Origin of the sequence: Mesorhizobium sp. Primo-A (assembly GCF_003997175.1) — a bacterium.
In the GTDB taxonomy this organism is placed as follows: Bacteria; Pseudomonadota; Alphaproteobacteria; order Rhizobiales; family Rhizobiaceae; genus Mesorhizobium; species Mesorhizobium ciceri.
The window spans coordinates 236,699-252,969 of record NZ_RZTG01000009.1 but is presented as its reverse complement, the minus strand read 5'-3'; the positions used below and the strand labels follow the sequence as shown (position 1 = coordinate 252,969).

Here is a 16,271-nt window from a genome sequence, read left to right as displayed (position 1 = left end):
TCCTAGTTCTTGGGCCGTTTGAGCGAATAGGAGCTGAAGAACTGCGCCATCAAAATCGACATCAGTACCGCGCCTTGCATCAGCACGATCATCGCTTCGGAGATCGAATAGAAAACCTTCAGGACATTCCCGGCGGTGAACACCGCGCCGAGCGCGAAAGAGATCACGACCACCCACAATGGCTTCGCGCGGGCCAGGTAGGCGATCACGATCGCGCTGAAGAGATAGCCGTTGCCGACGGACTGGTTGAGGCGGTGCTCCGTCCCCGCCACGATCATCATGCCGGCAACGCCTGAGAGAGCGCCGGAGAGCAGCACGAGCCCCACGGCTATGCTGAGCACCGGCAGGCCCGTGGCGAGCGCGGCCTTGGCGTTGAAACCTACAGCATCCGCGTAGAAGCCGACCCGGCTGTGTTCCATGACGAACCAGATGGACAATGCGATAACGGCGACCAGGAAGATTCCGGCATGCAACTGCCCCCATCCCAGAACGAGAAACCAGCTCGCCTCGGGAAAGGTGGCGGTCACGGGAAAGCTGTTGGAAGGGTCTCTCCAGACCCCGAACAGAAGATGCTGCACGAGCAGAAACGCGACGCTTCCCAGCAGCAGGGTCGAAATAACCTCGTTAACGCCCCACTTGAGTTTCAGAAAAAGCGGAATCGCAATCCAGGCGGCTCCCGCAAGCGCCGCCAGAACGAACATCGTCGGCAACCTCAGCACTTCAGGCCCGCTGCCGTTCAGCGCCACCCAGGTTGACGCGATCGCGCCGAGCCATAGCTGGCCCTCCACGCCGATGTTCCAAAACCGCACACGCATGGCAACGCCGGAGGCGAGGCCGACTAGCACCAACGGTAAAGCGGCCGTCGCCGTCTGGGAGAGGCCGTCCGAGGTCAGAAAAGTTGCAATCAGGAACTCATCCACAAGAGCGCTTGCCGGCACGCCCGCATGCACGAGCAGCACCGCCGAAACCGTCAGCCCGACCAACAGTCCGCCAACATAACTGAGACTGGTCAACAAGAAGCCGGGATTTTGCCTGCGAACAAGGAAAGCTGTGTCAAGCATGGCCTGCTAAAAGGCCTCCTATCCATTCAGGCGTGACGTCGCCGGTCTGACGGCAGCCGGCGATCCTTCCTCTGTTCATGACGGCCACCCGATGGGACAGGGACATGACCTCCTGGAGATCCTCGCTGATCAGAAGGCAAGCCGCGCCGGCTTCCACAGCTCTGCGGATCGCCGATCGGACGAACTCGGCCGCTTTCATGTCCAGCCCGCGAGAAGGGGAATGCGCTATGAGAACCTTCAGGCCGTGATCGAGCTCCCGCGCGAGCAACACTTTCTGCGCGTTTCCTCCCGAGAGCAAAGAGGCCGGCCGTTCCGGCGTCGCGCCGCGGATATCGAACGCATCGATGGCCTCGGCGGCCTTCTCGCGCATCGCCCGCCGGCTCAGGAGAAACGGGCCGCCGAAGCTACCGCTGGCGACGGTCGTGAGCGCGAGATTGTCGGCAATGGAAAGCTCCCGGATCAACCCGCTGTCAAAGCGGTCGGAGGGGATGACGCGCAAGCCGGCCTCGCGGCGCTGGTCTGGCTTGGCGGTGGATATGTCCTGGCCATCCAGTACGATCGCGCCGGCGCCGGCACGGTCGAGTCCGAGAAGGCAGGCAACGAGTTCCTCCTGCCCGTTCCCGCCGACGCCGGCGATGCCAAGGATTTCGCCTACATGCAGCTCGAACCCGAGATCGTTCAGGCTTTGCCCGTGAGCGGTCGCCCGTGCGGAAAGCCTTTCCACGCTCAGACACACATCACCCGGCCGAGATAACGGCCTGCCCGCAACCGTCAAGGCATCGCCGACCATCAACCGCGCCACCTCCGCTTCGGTGACGTTCGCAACCCGCGCACCCTCAAGTACGGTCTCGCCGTGCCGCATGACCGTTACCCGGTCGCAGAAAGCGGCAACCTCCCGGAACTTGTGCGTGATCAGAACCACGGCGTGACCTTGCCTCGACAATCGTTGGGCAAAAGAGAGGAGCGTGCGCGCTTCCTCGTCGGTCAGCACCGCCGTCGGTTCGTCCATGACCAGAATTCGGGCGCCCAGAAGCATGACCTTGATGATCTCGGCGCGCTGGCGTTCGGCGATCGAAAGATTCGCTACCAGCTTGTGCGGATCGACGGGCAGGCCGATCTCGCTCGACTTGGCGGAAACGATCGCCGCCGCATCGGTCAGCGTTTTCACAGCAGCCTTGCGGCCGAAGCCGAGGAGAACATTTTCGGCAACCGTAAAACTCTCGACCAGCCGGAAATGCTGATGGACCATGCCGAGACCGGCGGCGGCGGCTTCCAGCGGGCTGCGCAAACTGATCGCTTCGCCGTCGATCGATTGGTCGCCCCCGTCTGCTACATAGACGCCGGCCGCCACGTTCATCAAAGTGGACTTGCCTGCACCGTTCTCACCGACAATGGCATGCACCTCCCCCCATTCGAGACAGAAGGACGCATCGCGGAGCGCGGCTTTGCCGTCAAACGACTTGCCTATGCCGCGCATCAACAGAGCCGCCGGCGTGCCCAGCGGTCGTCGCATGTCGCCCGCTTGCTGAAGCGCCGTCGTCATTACTTCGCCGGCATGGTGCCGATGACACCGTCGACGAAATAGTCCATCGACCAGAGCGCCGCATCGTCGACCTTCCCGCCGACATCGACAACGATGGTGCCGTCTTGCTTTTTCAGAGGGCCCTGGAATGGATCAAGCTTGCCGGCGATGATCTCCTGCTTTGCTGCTTCAACCTTTGCCTTGGTCTCCTCGGAAACCGAGGGGCCAAAAGGAGCAAGATCGACCACGCCGGTTTCAAGGCCTTCGAAAGCGCCGTATTCCTCGGGTTTCCAGTTGCCGTCGATGATCTCCTTGATCGTCGGCACAAGATATTTCTCCCAGCGGAAGATGACGGAGGTCTGGATCGTCCGCGGCGCGGCATGCGACATGTCGAGCTGAAAGCCTATCGAAGGAACGCCTGCCTTTTCGGCGGCGTCGAGCGCCGAGGTCGCGCTCAGATTCGTGGCGAGCACGTCGGCCTTCTGGTCGAGAATGGCCTGGGCGATCTGCCCTTCCTTCACCGGGTCCCACCAGGAGTTGGCGAAGACCGCGACCGTTTCGATCGTAGGATCGACCGAACGGGCCCCGAGTGCAAAACTGTTGATATCCCAGTTCACCACGCCGACCGGAAAGCCGGCGAGGATGCCGATCTTCTTCGTCTTCGTCGCCTGTCCTGCCGCGATGCCTGCAAGGTACCAACCCTGGTAAGTGCGGGCATAGAAGCTTTCCATGTTGGCCCCATTCTCCGTGCCCGAAGCACTGAGAAACGCCACATTCGGATAGGCTTTGGCCGCTTCGGCCATTGGGGCGCTGTAGCCATAGGTGGTGCCGATTATGATGTTGAAGCCGCGCTTGACGTAGAGATCGATCGCCGCGCGCAGCTTAGTGGCCTCTTCCGGTATGTTCTCCGTCACCGAGACGGGCACCTGTAGCTGTTCCTCCAAGGCCTTGCGGCCGGCCTCGAGGGCTTCGTTCCATCCGCCGTCTTGCGCTGAACTTGCGTAGATGAACGCGACCTTGGGCGCCCCTTCCAGAGTAAAGGCATAAGCGCCGGACGTAGCACAGAATACGAAAACCGTGGCCGCCGCCGCGAACAGGCGAACTGAGTCGGACGGCTTCGTGTTGCGCTCTTTCATTTCGTGGTTCCCCTTGTTTTTCTTTGATTTTCTCAGCCGGAAGCACGCCGCGCCCATGCAGCTTCCCTGCACGGTGACGATTGCCGCCGGAGCGTCTTTTTTGATTTGGCAAAAGCGAATTGGCTCTTGTGCAGTGCATAACAGCCGATTACGTTCGTTCATGCAACAAAAATAATCATGCTCATTTTTTGGGCACTTTGTGCAGAAATGTGAACGATCAAATGAACACCGATGCTCTGGCATCATTTGTAAAAATCGCGGAACTGCGGTCATTGTCGGCCGCGGCGAAGTTGTACGGCCTGCCCAAATCCACGCTCAGTCTCCGGCTCAAGCAGCTTGAAGACGATCTGAAGGTCGCTCTGTTCGAGCGCTCCGGCCGTGTCCTGTTGCTCACGGAAGCAGGGCAAACCCTGCTCGGGCACGCGCGGCAGATCCTGCAAAGCTGCGATACGGCGCGGGCCGCCGTGACGGAACTGAGCGACGACGTGACCGGAACCTTGCGGATCGGCGCCACGGGGGAGTTCGGCACGGCCTACTACACGCAGATGCTCATGGCGTTCAGAAAGCTCTACCCCAAGGTGGAAATCGAACTCACCTTCTTTTCGCCGCACGTTCTCTACGCGCCAGAGAGCCTCGATATGCTCGACGCCGTGATTTCATGGGACGAAGGTATCGAAGTCGGCGAAACGCTCTCCACCGCAAAATTCGCACTCTTTGCCAGCAAGAGTTATGTCGAGCGTGCCGGGATGCCACGAAAACCCGCCGATTTGGCGGAACACCAGGGCATTGTCTATCGCACCTCGGCGGGCCTGCAGCACTGGCGGCTACAGAAAGGTACCGCGCAGGAAAGGATCTTGCCGCGCAGCAACCTGATCGCCAACGAATACTGGACTATCAAGTACTTCGCCGTTGCGGGCGAGGGCATTGCCTATCTACCGCACTTCTTCACCACGATCGAGTGTGAACGCGGCCACCTCATTCCGTTGCTCGACACATGGGAGTCCGCGGAAAAGCGGGTCAGCATCCGCATATCGCGCCCGCACGCCCCATCGCGTAAGATGACCGCGTTCATGGATGTCTGCGGCCGCTACTTCTCGCCCGGCTTCGTTTTCACGGGGCCGCGCTACTACGTCGAAACAATCTTCGATGCAAGCCAGCAAGAAAAGGGAACAGAAAAATGAAGGTCCTTGAAACCGGTAATGGCGCGCGTGCAATGAAAGGGGGAGGGCTCGACCCGCAGCGTGTCAGCTTCGACAAGATCCCGATCATCGATCTCGAGCCCATGTTCGCAGGCAACGAGGCGGCCAAGCGAAAGCTCGCCCAGGAACTGCGCAAGGCCTGCACGGAAGTCGGCTTCCTCTATATCAAGAACCATCACGTTCCGAAGGAGGTCATCGATGCCGCGTTTGGGGTGGCGGAGGTGTATTTCGCCGAATCCGACGACGTGAAGATGGAGAATCACGTTTCCAATTCAAAGAATAATCGCGGTTATGCGGCAATATTGGAAGAGAATACGGATCCGACCGCGCGCGGAGACCTGCACGAATCGTATGATATTGCGCTGGATGTGCCAGCCGACGATCCGGACGTGAAGGCCGGCAAAGTACTCTACGGTCCCAACCAGTGGCCAGCGGGCAGGCCGGAATTCCGAACGGCACTGGAAGCCTACCATGCCGAGATGCTGACGCTGAGTGGCCACCTGCTCCATGCCTTTGCTCTGGCTCTTGGGTTGGAGGAGACATATTTCGACCTGCTGGTCGGCAAGCCGCTCGCAACTTTGCGGGTGCTCCACTATCCACCGCAGTTTGGCGAGATCGATGACCGCCAGATCGGAATTGGGGCGCATTCGGACTATGAGTGCTTCACGATCCTGGCCCAGAAGGATGGTATTTCAGCCTTGCAGGTACTGAATGCAACTGGCGAGTGGATTGCGGCCGATCCCGTCCCCGGCTGCTTCGTCGTCAATGTGGGAGATCAGATGGCGCGTTGGACCAATGACCTTTTCGCCTCGACCGTCCACCGCGCGGTGAATCGTTCCGGCAAAGAACGCTATTCGATCCCGTTCTTCTTCGGTCCAAACTATGATGCCGTGATCGAGGTGCTTCCCAGTTGCATTGATGAGGATCATCCTGCGAAGTACCCTCCGATCACGTCGGGCGAATACGTCAACGGCCGCTTCAAGGCGACATTTGCGCACTATGCCGCGCAAAGCGAGGCCGGCGCCGAAACCGCGGCTTAAGCGGATAATCCTGTCATGCGCGGCCGCTCCTGTGGCCGCGCGTCGCATACCCGCCGTCCGTTGACCGAGATCAATATGATAGCACCCTCGATGGGTAGCGTCGGGTTAACTGGTTAGCCATGGCGTCACCAGAAGAACCCATTTCGGTTTGACGGTGGATGTGGCTAATTTTTCGGCTTTGAGGGCTTGGTGGAGCGCGGTCTTGCCGATTTGGGCTTTGAGCAGCAACGGAGCAGAAAACCTGCATAAGGAAGTCACGGCTCGTCGTCCGGGTCAGCGGTTTTCGGATCGCGTGGCGGGCCTCGGTTTCGGCTATGGCCGCGGCAAGGCACAGCCAGTCGGCGATGCTGAGGGGGGTAATGTTTTCAGGGGGCATTTTGCCGGTGCCAAAATGGATGTCGCTCATGGTCTTACCCCTTGATGGTTGCGCGAGTGCTGAAGGTGAAAGTGTGGAGGGAGCACCACCGCCCGAAGCTGCGGCCTGGCCTCCCCACAAGGGGACCCTCAAGGGGTAGATCGGCCACCGCCCTTAAATCAGCTTCTCCAGCGTGATCGGCAGATCCCTGATCCTCTTTCCCGTCGCATGGAATACCGCGTTGGCAATCGCCGGCGCCACGCCGACAATGGCCAGTTCGCCAACGCCCTTGCCGCCGAGCACCGAGGAATGCAGGTCGGGGATGCCGACCGAGATCACCTCGATGTCGGGGATGTCGGCATTGGTCGGCACGAGGTAGTCGGCGAGGTTGTCATTGACGATGCGGCCGTGGCGGCGGTCGACGATGCCTTCTTCCAATAGCGCCTGGCCGATGCCCATGATGATGCCGCCCTTCCATTGGCTTTCGGCAAGTTTCGGGTTGTAGAGCCGGCCCGAATCCAGCGCCGACACCACACGCGATACACGCACCGTGCCGAAATCCTCGTCGACGCGCACTTCGATGAAATGCGCGCACCAGGAGTGGCGGGAATAGTCGCCCTCGGTGTGCGGCACCGACATGGCGATGGTGGTGTAGTTCTTGTAGCGATCATCTGGCGTCGAATTGGCCGGCATGGTGTCGCCGGTGGCTTCGATGTGGTCGCGGCCGACGCACTTGAGCAGTTCGGCGACGGAGACATCGGGGCCGTCGCCGCGCGGCGAAGCGATACGGCCATTGGCGACGACCAGCGTGTTGGCCTGCAGCGCGTGGAAGGGCGAGCGTGGATCGCTGATGGCGAGGCCCACCAACTGGTCGAGGGCCGAGGTTGCCGCCTTGTAGACCGCACCCGTCATCACGCCGGCCAGCCGCGAACCGCCGGTGACGCCGGCGCGCGGAAAGCGGGAGTCACCGAGCTTCACCACCACGTCGTCAGCTCGCACGCCGAGCGTTTCGGCGGCGGTCTGCGCCAGGATGGTGTAGGTGCCCTGGCCCATGTCGATCGAGGAGCTTTCGACCTCGACCGAACCATCGGCCAGGATGCGCACGAGCGCCTCGCCATAGGCGCGTCGCACCGGATAGGTGCCGGCGGCGACGCCCCAGCCGATCAACTGGTTGCCGTCGCGCATCGAGCGCGGTTCGGGTGTGCGCCTGGACCAGCCGAAGCGTTCGGCGCCTGCAGCAAAAGCCTCGCGCAACTGCCTGGTCGACCAGGCTTTTTTGGCATGTGGATCCTGCTCGGCATAGTTTCGGAGCCGGATCTCCAGCGGATCGATGCCGACCTCGTAGGCAAGCTCGTCGATGGCGCTTTCGATGCCGAAGGCTGAGGGGTTTTCGCCCGGCGCGCGCATGGCGCCCGGCACCACCGAATTGACCCGTACGACATTCTGCTTCGAGGAGAAATTCGGCGTTGTGTACATGATCGAGGTGACCGATCCGAGCGGCTCGACCCACATGCCGTCGATGGATGTTTCATTGACGCCGCGATGCACGATCGACTGGATCTTTCCCTGCACGTCGGCGCCGATCGTCACCGTCTGGCGCGTCGCCGCGCGGCCGCCATAGCCGGTAAAAGTCTGCGGCCGGGTCATCACCAGCCGCACCGGCCGGCCGAGCATTTTGGCCGCACAGGCGGCCACCGCGCCATGGCTGAGCGCCAGCGCCTTGGAGCCGAAGCCGCCGCCAATATAGGGCGACACCAGCCGCACGTTCTCGAACGGCACACCGAACCATTCGGCATAGGTGCGCGCCATGCCGTCCAGCCATTGGCTCGGCTCCCACACGGTGAGGTGGTCGCCCTCCCAGCGGGCGATCAGGCCATGCGGCTCCATCGGCGCCTGGTACTCGCGCGGCGTGTTGTAGGCGGCGCAGATGCGGACCGGCGCCGAGGCGAACGCACCTTGCGCGTCGCCCCATTCCTTGGTCATGGCATCGATCGCGATGCCATCGCCGGCTTTGGCGTCGCTGAGGTCGACGATGGCAGGCGTTTCCTCATAGCTGACCTTGACCAGTGCCGCCGCCGCGACCGCCCGCTCGAAGGTCTCGGCGACCACGGCGGCGACATGCTGACCCGAAAAGGTGATGTCGCGCGCGAGCGGGCAATACGGCTTGTCGGGCGGCGGCGTGCCGAACCAGTCCGCCGCGGTCCTCAGGCTGATGATGGTGTCCGGCGTCAGCACCTGCAGCACGCCGGGCGCCACCTCGGCGGCAGTGGTGTCGATCGCGCGCACCTTGCCCGATGCAATCGTGCTCTCGACCAGGACGGCGTAGGCGAGGCCTTCGAGCTGCTGCTCGACGGCGTATTTCGCCGCACCGGTGATCTTGGCCGGGCCGTCGATGCGCGACAGCCGGCCGCCGACGGCTTCGGCAAAAGCGCCGTCGGACGCATCCCCATGCCTGATGTTGTGAACGGTCATGCCGTCTCTCCCAATTTGCGGATGGCGCGGGCGACGACGCGCGGCGCCAGTTCGACCTTGTAGTGGTTGGCGCCATGGTCGACAGAGCCTTCGACGGCGAGCAGGCTGGCGGCGCGCACAGTGTCCGGCTCCAGCACCTTGCCCTTCAGCGCGTTTTCCACGGCCCGCGCACGCCACGGCTTGGTCGCGACGCCGCCAAGCGCGACGCGCAAATCGCGGATCGTTCGGCCGTCAGGTTCGAACTCAATGCCGACCGCCGCGCTCGCGGCGGCAAACTCATAGGATTGCCGGTCGCGGATCTTGAGATAAGTCGAACGCCGGGCAGGGGCCGAGCCGGGGATCTCGATCGCGGTGATCATCTCGCCCGGTTCGATCGCGTGTTCCCGATCCGGCGTGGTGCCGGGCAGCAGGAAAAAGTCGTCGACCGGGATGTGGCGCTCGCCCAGATGCACGATCGCATCGAAGGCGACCAGCGCCACGGCGAGGTCGCCCGGATACATGGCGATGCACGCGTCGCTGATGCCAAGCACCGCATGGCCACGGGTAACGCCGCCGATCGCCGAACAGCCAGAGCCGGGCTCACGCTTGTTGCAGGCTGGGAAATTCGCGGGATCGCGGAAATAAGGGCAGCGCGTGCGCTGCATCAGATTGCCGCCGATGGTCGCCATGTTGCGGATCTGCGCGGAAGCCGCCTGCCACAGGGCTTCGGAAATGGCGGGGAAGCTACTCTTGATGTCGGCATGGTCGGCGACATGGCTCATCCTGGCCAGTGCGCCGATGGTGACGCCGCGCTCGTTCACCTCGATCCTGCCCAACCCCTTGAGATGGGTGATGTCGACCAGCGTCTCGGGCTCGGCGACGCCGCATTTGGCGAGGTCGATCAGCGTGGTGCCGCCGGCCAAGAGCATGGCGCCGGGCAGGGCGGCCGCCTGGCGTGCCGCATCGAGCGAATTGGCGCGCACATACGAAAAATCCCTCATGATGCGGCCTCCAATGCTGCCTGGCGGACAGCGGCGACGATGTGCGGATAGGCGCCGCAGCGGCAGAGGTTGCCGGCCATATACTCGCGGATTTCTTCGTCGGAGCCGGCATGGCCTTCGCGGATGCAGGCGACCGCCGACATGATCTGGCCCGGCGTACAATAGCCGCACTGGAAGGCGTCCTGTTCGAGGAAGGCAGCCTGCACGGGATGCATTTCGCCCTCCCGTGCAAGCCCCTCTATGGTGGTGACGGTGCGGCCCTCGACTTGTGCGGCCAGCGTCAGGCAGGCCAGCACGCGCTCGCCGTCGATATGCACGGTGCAGGCGCCGCACTGGCCGTGGTCGCAGCCCTTCTTGGTTCCGGTCAGGCCGAGGCGATCGCGCAAGGCATCGAGCAGCGTGACGCGCGGCTCGAGTTGCAGATCGTGATCACGGCCGTTGATGTCGAGATGAACTGGGATCGTTGTTTTGGTCATGGGCGTCGGGCTCCAGTTGCTTGACGCGAAGTCGTTGATTTCATCTTTGGCAGCCGGCGGGGACCTGGCGCCGGCTGTGCGGCCCTTCGCTGCCGCTCCCCGCCTTCGGGCGTTCAGCCCCTTAAAAAGGTCCACTGGACTTTTTGGTGCGCCCGAAGGCGGACCGGGCCTTCACCATTCGTCGTTCGGGAAGCCAAGCAATTGGCTTCCCATCCGCTAGGTGGACCACTCCTCACCCCAGCAGGTCCTCGATGCGGACCGGAAAGCGCCGCGGCCGCACGCCGGTCGCATGCCAGACCGCATTGGCGACGGCGCCGGCCGTGCCGGTGATGCCGATTTCGCCGACGCCCTTGATGCCGAGCGCGTTGACGTGAGGGTCGTCCTCGTGGACCAGCAACGCCTCGACCGATGGAACGTCGGCATTCACCGGGACATGATATTCGGCGAGGTTGGCATTCTGGATCCGGCCAGAGCGCCGGTCGGTGATGGCTTCCTCATGCAGCGCGAACGAGACGCCCCAGATCATGCCGCCATAATACTGGCTGCGCACCAGCCTGGGATTGATGACCCGTCCGGCGGCGAACGCACCGACCAGCCTTGTGACACGGATCTGGCCAAAATCCGGATCGACCTTCACCTCGGCAAACACGGCGCCATGCGCGTGCTTGGCATAGGCCTCCTGAGACGCCGGGTCGGGAGCGCCCTTGCCGTGGCCCTCGATCTCGGTGAGGCCCGCGCGCGTGAGGATTTCGGCGTAGCTTTCACCGCGGCTTTCATCGTCGCGCCGATAGAGGCGGCCGCCGCGCGCCAGCACGCCTTCATTGCCGGCGCCGTAGAGCGGCGAGCCCTCGTCGCCGGTGGCGAGATCGGCGAGCCTGGCGATGACGGCGGCGCCCGCATTGTGGATCGCCATGCCGGCCGTCGCCGTGTGGCCGGAGCCGCCGGCAATGCCTGCATTGGGCAGATCGGAGCTGCCGGCCCTGAAATCGACCTGGTCGATATCCAGTCCCAGTCCGTCGGCGGCGATCTGGGCGAAGGCGGTCCAGGCGCCTTGCCCCATGTCCTGAGCGCCGGTCTCCATCACGCCGCTGCCATCGGCTCTCAGCACCGCCCGCGCTTCGGCCTGGAACATGATCGCCGGGAAGGTCGCCGTGCCCATGCCCCAGCCGGTCAGGAAACCGTCGGCGTCGCGCATCAGCCGAGGCTGAAGCGGGCGGCTCGCCCAGCCGAACGTCTCGGCCGCTTGCCTGTAGCATTCGCGCAGCGCCTTGGAGGAAAACGGCTTGCCGGTCATCGGCTCGACCTCGGCATAGTTCCGCAGCCGGAATTCCAGCGGGTCCATGCCGCAGGCGTAGGCTGCCTCATCGATAGCGCTCTCCAGCGCGATCGAGCCGGTGGCTTCGCCGGGCGCCCGCATGAACAGCGGCGTACCGGTATCGAGCCGCACCGCATCGTGCGAGGTGGCGATGGCCGGGCTGGCATAGAGCGTGTGCGAGGCATCCGCCGCCGGTTCGAAGAAATCGTCGAACGTGCTCGACGCGGTCTTGGCGTGATGGTCGAGTGCCGTCAGCCGCCCTTCGCCATCCATGCCCATGCGCAGCGTCTGGCGCGTCGGCGCACGGTGGCCGACCGGCCCGTACATCTGCTCACGTCGCAGCACCAGCTTGACCGGACGGCCGACGAGACGCGCCGCCAGGATGCCGAGCACCTGCGGCCCGGAGATCATGCCTTTCGAACCGAAGCCGCCACCCAGGAACGGGCTGCGGATGTGGATGTTCTCCGGCGCGATGCCGAACAGGCCGGCGATGCGGCCCTGCGCCATGGCAAGGCCCTGGCTCGGTGTGTCGATCGACAGTGTGTCGCCTTCCCAGGCGACGACGATCGCATGCGGCTCCATGGCGTTGTGGTACTGGGCCGGCGTCTCGTAGGTGGCTTCGATCCGCGTCTTTGCGGATTTAAGGCCGACCTCGACATCGCCCTTGTGCTGCACGGCCGGACCGCCGACGCCGACAGCACGCGGCACGAAATTTTCGGCGCCGTCGAGGCCAACGCGCGCCGGCATCACTTCATAGCGCGGCGACAGCAGCGCCGCCCCCTCGGTCGCCGCCTCCAGCGTCTCGGCGATCACCACGGCGATGCTCTGATTGGGGTAGCGGACCTGGTCGTTCTGCAAGAGGTCGAGCCGGAACATGAAGGGATGGTCCTTGGCGTCCGGATCGGCAGCGAGCGCTGGCCGGTTCTTGGGCGTCATCACCTCGACCACGCCTCTGTATGCCTTGGCCGCCTCGACATCCAGCGCGGCGACGCGGCCGCGTGCGATGCTGCTGACCGCCAGCACGGCGTAGAGCATGCCGGGCGGATGGTTGTCGGCGGCATAGCGCGCGGCTCCGGTGACTTTCAGAAAGCCGTCGCGGCGGGTCAGCGGCTGGCCGATGCTAGAGCCTTGCCGGGCATGGGCGGGTTGCTGGTTGAGGCTGAGTTCAAGCGTCATGGCGCGCTCCAGGAATGTTCGAGAACGGGGAGGCAGGAAGGGCCGGCAGACGCTCGGGCGTTCCCGAAAGCGCAGAGATCAGCGCCCTGATCACGATGCGGCGGGCAAGCTCGATCTTGAAGGCATTGTCGCCGGAAGGGCTGGCATCGGCCAAGGCAGCGTCCGCGGCGCTGGCGAAGGTCGCCTCGCTGGCGTCCGCGCCAAGCAGGACGGCTTCCGCCGAGCGTGCCCGCCACGGCTTAGCCGCGACGCCGCCCAGCGCCAGCCTTGCGGCGCGGATCTTGCCGCCGTCGACGACGAGCGCTGCCGCGGCCGATACGACGGCAAAGGCATAGGAGGTGCGTTCGCGGACTTTGAGGTAACGGGCATTGGCGGAGAAGGAGGCAGCCTCCGCCGGCAGGCGCACCGCCACGATCAGGTCGCCGGGCTCCAGCGCATTCTCCCGCTGCGGCGTTTCGCCGGGAAGCCGGTGAAATTCCTCCAGCGAAACATGGCGCCGGCCCTTCTTGCCTTCGATCTCGACCACGGCGTCGAGCGCCACCAGCGGCACGCAGAAATCCGACGGGTGGGTGGCGATGCAGGCGTCGCTCCAGCCGAGCACGGCGTGCAGGCGGTTTTCGCCTTCCAGCGCGTCGCAGCCGGTGCCTGGCTGGCGCCTGTTGCAGGCGCTGGCGGTGTCGTAGAAATAGCTGCAGCGCGTGCGCTGCAACAGATTGCCGCCGACGGTGGCGGCGTTGCGAAGCTGCGCCGAAGCGCCCGACAGCAGCGCCTCGGCCACCGCCGGATAGGATTTGGCGAACGCCGGATGGTAGGCAAGGTCGGCGTTACGCACCAGCGCACCGATGCGCAGGCCACCATCGTCCAGCCGTTCGATGCGGTTGAGTTCCGGCAGCCGGGAGATGTCGACGATACGCTCGGGACTGGTGATGCCGCCTTTCATCAGGTCGAGCAGATTGGTGCCGCCGGCGAGATAGGCCGAGCCCGGCTCGGCTGCCGCGGCGATGGCGTCGGGAATGGTGGCGGGCCTGATGTAATCGAAGTCTCTCATGCCGCGGTCCTCCGGTCGGCTTTGACAAGCTGTTGCTGGGCTTCCAGGACGGCCTCGACGATGCCGCCATAGGCCGCGCAGCGGCATATGTTGCCGCTCAGCCCCTCGCGGATGCGTTCGGGATCGTCGCCGGCCTGTCCCTCGGCGATCAGGCCGAGCGTGCTCATGATCTGGCCGGGTGTGCAGAACCCGCACTGGAAGCCGTCATGGGCGATGAAGGCGGCCTGCACCGGATGCAGTTCCTCGCCGTTGGCGACGCCTTCGATGGTCAAGACCTGGGCGCCGTCATGGCTGACCGCCAGCGCCAGGCATGAGTTGATGCGCTTGCCGTCGACCAGCACCGTGCAGGCGCCGCATTGGCCGCGGTCGCAGCCCTTCTTGGTGCCGGTGAGATCGAGCCGCTCGCGCAGCAGGTCGAGCAGGGTTACGCGTGGATCGACCTCCAGTTGGTGTCGGTGGCCATTGATGGTGAGGGTAATGGGAAGGCTGGTCATGGGCGTCTGGCTCCAGTTGCTTGACGCGGATGGGATTGAACTGGTGCCTTGCCGCAGAAGGGCAAGGTAACTGTTCGGTCAGGTCTTGACGGCGAAAGCGGAGATGGCGGATCTCCCGCGAGGCAGGCGGGCAGGGGAGATGTCGGCTTGCGTGTTCGAAAGACGTGACATACCGGTTCTCCTGATTATATGATAAAGGTGCTCCACTAAAACGGAGGCGCCTCCGTTTATTACGTGGTGGCTGACCCTGCCGGATTCAAGCCCCCTGACACGATGTGGAGAAAAAATTGGCCAGCGAGCCGTCCGCCATTGCTGAACAGAAGGCCGAGGCCGTAGACGCAAAGCCGCTGCGCGCCGATGCGCGGCGCAACCGCGACCGGCTGGTCGAGGTGGCGGTGTCAGTCTTTGCCGAGCGCGGCATCGATGGCTCGCTGGAGGAGATCGCGCGCCGCGCCGGCGTCGGCATCGGCACGCTCTACCGGCATTTCCCGACGCGCGAGCATCTGGTCGAGGTGGTCTATCGTCGTGAGGTGGAGGCGCTGTGCGCGGCCGCCGGCGAGCTTGCCCAAAAACATCCGTCCGATGTCGCGCTGGAACAGTGGATGCAGCGCTTCGTCGACTACATCGCCACCAAGCGCGGCCTGGCGACCAGCCTGCGCATTGTGCTCACCACCAATTCGACGCTGTTTTCCGACACGTTCGGCCGGGTGTCGCAAGCCTTGCGACGCCTGGTCGAGGCGGCGGTGGCCGACGGCACCATCCGCGGCGACGTCGACGCTTCCGACGTGCTGCACGCGCTGGGCGGCATCTATTCAGCGCCCGACACCCCCGAATGGCGCGACCGCTCGCGCCGGCTGGTCAAGCTGTTGATGGACGGGTTGCGGTTCGGGGCTGCAAAGGCACAATGAGGCGACCAGATTCCGGCCGTGCAAAACCAGACCTATCGATGAGTTGAGGGGATACGATGTATGTAGGCCGTTCCTACAAACTGATCGATTTCGCGCTGTGGTCGCGGCGCAGCGTCATCTACATGGTGGTGGTGAGCGGTCTGGCCGTGGCGGCCTACCGTCTTCCAGGCATCGCCGGGTTTTCGGTGCCATGGTCGGTGGTGCTGGTGCTTGGCACCACCGTGTCACTCGTCGCCGGGTTCAAGAATTCGCAGGTGTTCACCCGCAGCAGCGACGCGCTGCAGGCTTTTACGCAAATTACGGCCAGCAGCCGTTTGTGGTCCAATTTCTGCAGGGATTTCCTCGACGCGCCGACGGCCAGACAGCTCATCTATCGCCACATCGCCTGGATGACGGCATTGCGCTTTTCCCTGCGCCGGCCGATGCCATGGGAGTCCATGGCGCGGGCCGCCAATATCGAATACCGGCGGCGCTACCGTATCCATGAGGATGCGAGCTCGGTCGGCGACGAATTGCGTCCGCTGCTCGCCGAACAGGCCGAGGACGTCCTGAAATCGCCCCAGCCGGCGATAGCCCTGCTCGAACTGCAATCTGTCCAGGTCAATGCGCTGTTCAAGGACACAAAGCTCCCTCCTCAGATCTATGGCGAACTGACCAAGCTGATCCGCGACTTCCATGACCAGCAGGCGCGCTGCGATCGCATCAAGAACAATCCCTATCCCCGGCAATACGCCATCGTCAGTTCGATGTTCGTCATGATCTTCTGCACACTGTTGCCGTTCGGGGTCGTTCCCGTCTTTGCCGATATGGGCAAACTGGGTGGCGCGCTCGGGTCGATAGCGATCTGGCTGACGATCCCGTTCAGCACGCTGCTCGGCTGGGCCTACATGTCTCTCGACCAGGTCGGCGAAAGCAGCGCCAACCCGTTCGAGGGCAATGCCAACGACGTTCCGATCTCGCAGATCTGCCGCGACATCGAGATCGAGTTGCGTAGCGGGCTCGGCGAGAGCGACCTTCCCAAGCCCCTGCTGCCGGTCAACGACATCGCGACCTAGGCAGGATCACGACGAGGCGCGGCCCCGGCGGTCC

Annotated in this window: 14 protein-coding genes; 4 read left to right on the top strand and 10 right to left on the bottom strand. The window is 63.8% G+C overall.

Annotated features, from left to right (window positions below):
• Window positions 1-2 precede the first annotated feature (2 nt).
• The 3 genes from EOC83_RS18615 to EOC83_RS18605 are packed head-to-tail and all read right to left on the bottom strand — an operon-like array spanning window position 3 to window position 3,965.
• A complete protein-coding gene (locus EOC83_RS18615) occupies window positions 3-1,061 on the bottom strand; it encodes an ABC transporter permease (RefSeq protein ID WP_013530695.1) in 1,059 nt (352 codons plus the stop codon).
• On the bottom strand, window positions 1,054-2,604 hold the full coding sequence (locus EOC83_RS18610; protein ID WP_082826499.1) for an ABC transporter ATP-binding protein: 1,551 nt from the start codon (window positions 2,602-2,604) through the stop codon (window positions 1,054-1,056). The genes EOC83_RS18615 and EOC83_RS18610 overlap by 8 nt, the downstream gene beginning before the upstream one ends.
• Entirely contained in the window at window positions 2,604-3,965 is a 1,362-nt protein-coding gene (locus tag EOC83_RS18605) for a BMP family ABC transporter substrate-binding protein (protein WP_164745855.1), read from the bottom strand. Before EOC83_RS18605 ends, EOC83_RS18610 begins: the two co-directional genes overlap by 1 nt.
• Between EOC83_RS18605 and EOC83_RS18600 the strand changes: the two genes are divergently transcribed.
• Together EOC83_RS18600 and EOC83_RS18595 are read left to right on the top strand one after the other, a co-directional pair.
• Complete coding sequence (locus EOC83_RS18600) at window positions 3,941-4,900, top strand: LysR family transcriptional regulator (protein WP_127325966.1); 960 nt, start codon at window positions 3,941-3,943, stop codon at window positions 4,898-4,900. The two genes, EOC83_RS18605 and EOC83_RS18600, sit on opposite strands and share 25 nt — an antisense overlap.
• Window positions 4,897-5,958 (top strand): 2-oxoglutarate and iron-dependent oxygenase domain-containing protein, encoded by a 1,062-nt coding sequence (locus EOC83_RS18595; RefSeq protein ID WP_063168589.1) that lies wholly within the window; start codon window positions 4,897-4,899, stop codon window positions 5,956-5,958. Before EOC83_RS18600 ends, EOC83_RS18595 begins: the two co-directional genes overlap by 4 nt.
• 70 nt (window positions 5,959-6,028) lie before the next feature.
• On the opposite strand, the gene EOC83_RS18590 is transcribed toward EOC83_RS18595, so the two are convergent.
• The 7 genes from EOC83_RS18590 to EOC83_RS18560 all read right to left on the bottom strand — a co-directional run bounded on the left by EOC83_RS18590 (window position 6,029) and on the right by EOC83_RS18560 (window position 14,274).
• Complete coding sequence (locus tag EOC83_RS18590; protein WP_127224178.1) at window positions 6,029-6,364, bottom strand: hypothetical protein; 336 nt, start codon at window positions 6,362-6,364, stop codon at window positions 6,029-6,031.
• A gap of 123 nt (window positions 6,365-6,487) precedes the next feature.
• The gene (locus tag EOC83_RS18585; protein WP_063168588.1) at window positions 6,488-8,785 is read right to left on the bottom strand and encodes a xanthine dehydrogenase family protein molybdopterin-binding subunit; all 2,298 of its coding nucleotides are present in this window, start codon (window positions 8,783-8,785) and stop codon (window positions 6,488-6,490) included.
• On the bottom strand, window positions 8,782-9,765 hold the full coding sequence (locus tag EOC83_RS18580; RefSeq protein ID WP_063168587.1) for a xanthine dehydrogenase family protein subunit M: 984 nt from the start codon (window positions 9,763-9,765) through the stop codon (window positions 8,782-8,784). The genes EOC83_RS18585 and EOC83_RS18580 overlap by 4 nt, the downstream gene beginning before the upstream one ends.
• On the bottom strand, window positions 9,762-10,241 hold the full coding sequence (locus EOC83_RS18575; RefSeq protein WP_013530702.1) for a (2Fe-2S)-binding protein: 480 nt from the start codon (window positions 10,239-10,241) through the stop codon (window positions 9,762-9,764). Before EOC83_RS18575 ends, EOC83_RS18580 begins: the two co-directional genes overlap by 4 nt.
• 232 nt (window positions 10,242-10,473) lie before the next feature.
• Complete coding sequence (locus tag EOC83_RS18570) at window positions 10,474-12,732, bottom strand: xanthine dehydrogenase family protein molybdopterin-binding subunit (protein WP_063168586.1); 2,259 nt, start codon at window positions 12,730-12,732, stop codon at window positions 10,474-10,476.
• A complete protein-coding gene (locus EOC83_RS18565; protein WP_063168585.1) occupies window positions 12,722-13,780 on the bottom strand; it encodes a xanthine dehydrogenase family protein subunit M in 1,059 nt (352 codons plus the stop codon). Before EOC83_RS18565 ends, EOC83_RS18570 begins: the two co-directional genes overlap by 11 nt.
• The gene (locus EOC83_RS18560; RefSeq protein WP_013530705.1) at window positions 13,777-14,274 is read right to left on the bottom strand and encodes a (2Fe-2S)-binding protein; all 498 of its coding nucleotides are present in this window, start codon (window positions 14,272-14,274) and stop codon (window positions 13,777-13,779) included. Before EOC83_RS18560 ends, EOC83_RS18565 begins: the two co-directional genes overlap by 4 nt.
• Window positions 14,275-14,561: 287 nt before the next feature.
• Here EOC83_RS18560 and EOC83_RS18555 point away from each other — a divergent pair, with 287 nt between their 5' ends.
• Both EOC83_RS18555 and EOC83_RS18550 read left to right on the top strand, forming a co-directional pair.
• Window positions 14,562-15,182: a TetR/AcrR family transcriptional regulator gene (locus EOC83_RS18555; protein WP_024501664.1), complete on the top strand. Its 621-nt coding sequence runs from the start codon at window positions 14,562-14,564 to the stop codon at window positions 15,180-15,182.
• 56 nt (window positions 15,183-15,238) lie between these two features.
• A complete protein-coding gene (locus EOC83_RS18550; protein WP_063168584.1) occupies window positions 15,239-16,237 on the top strand; it encodes a bestrophin family ion channel in 999 nt (332 codons plus the stop codon).
• Window positions 16,238-16,271 lie beyond the last annotated feature (34 nt).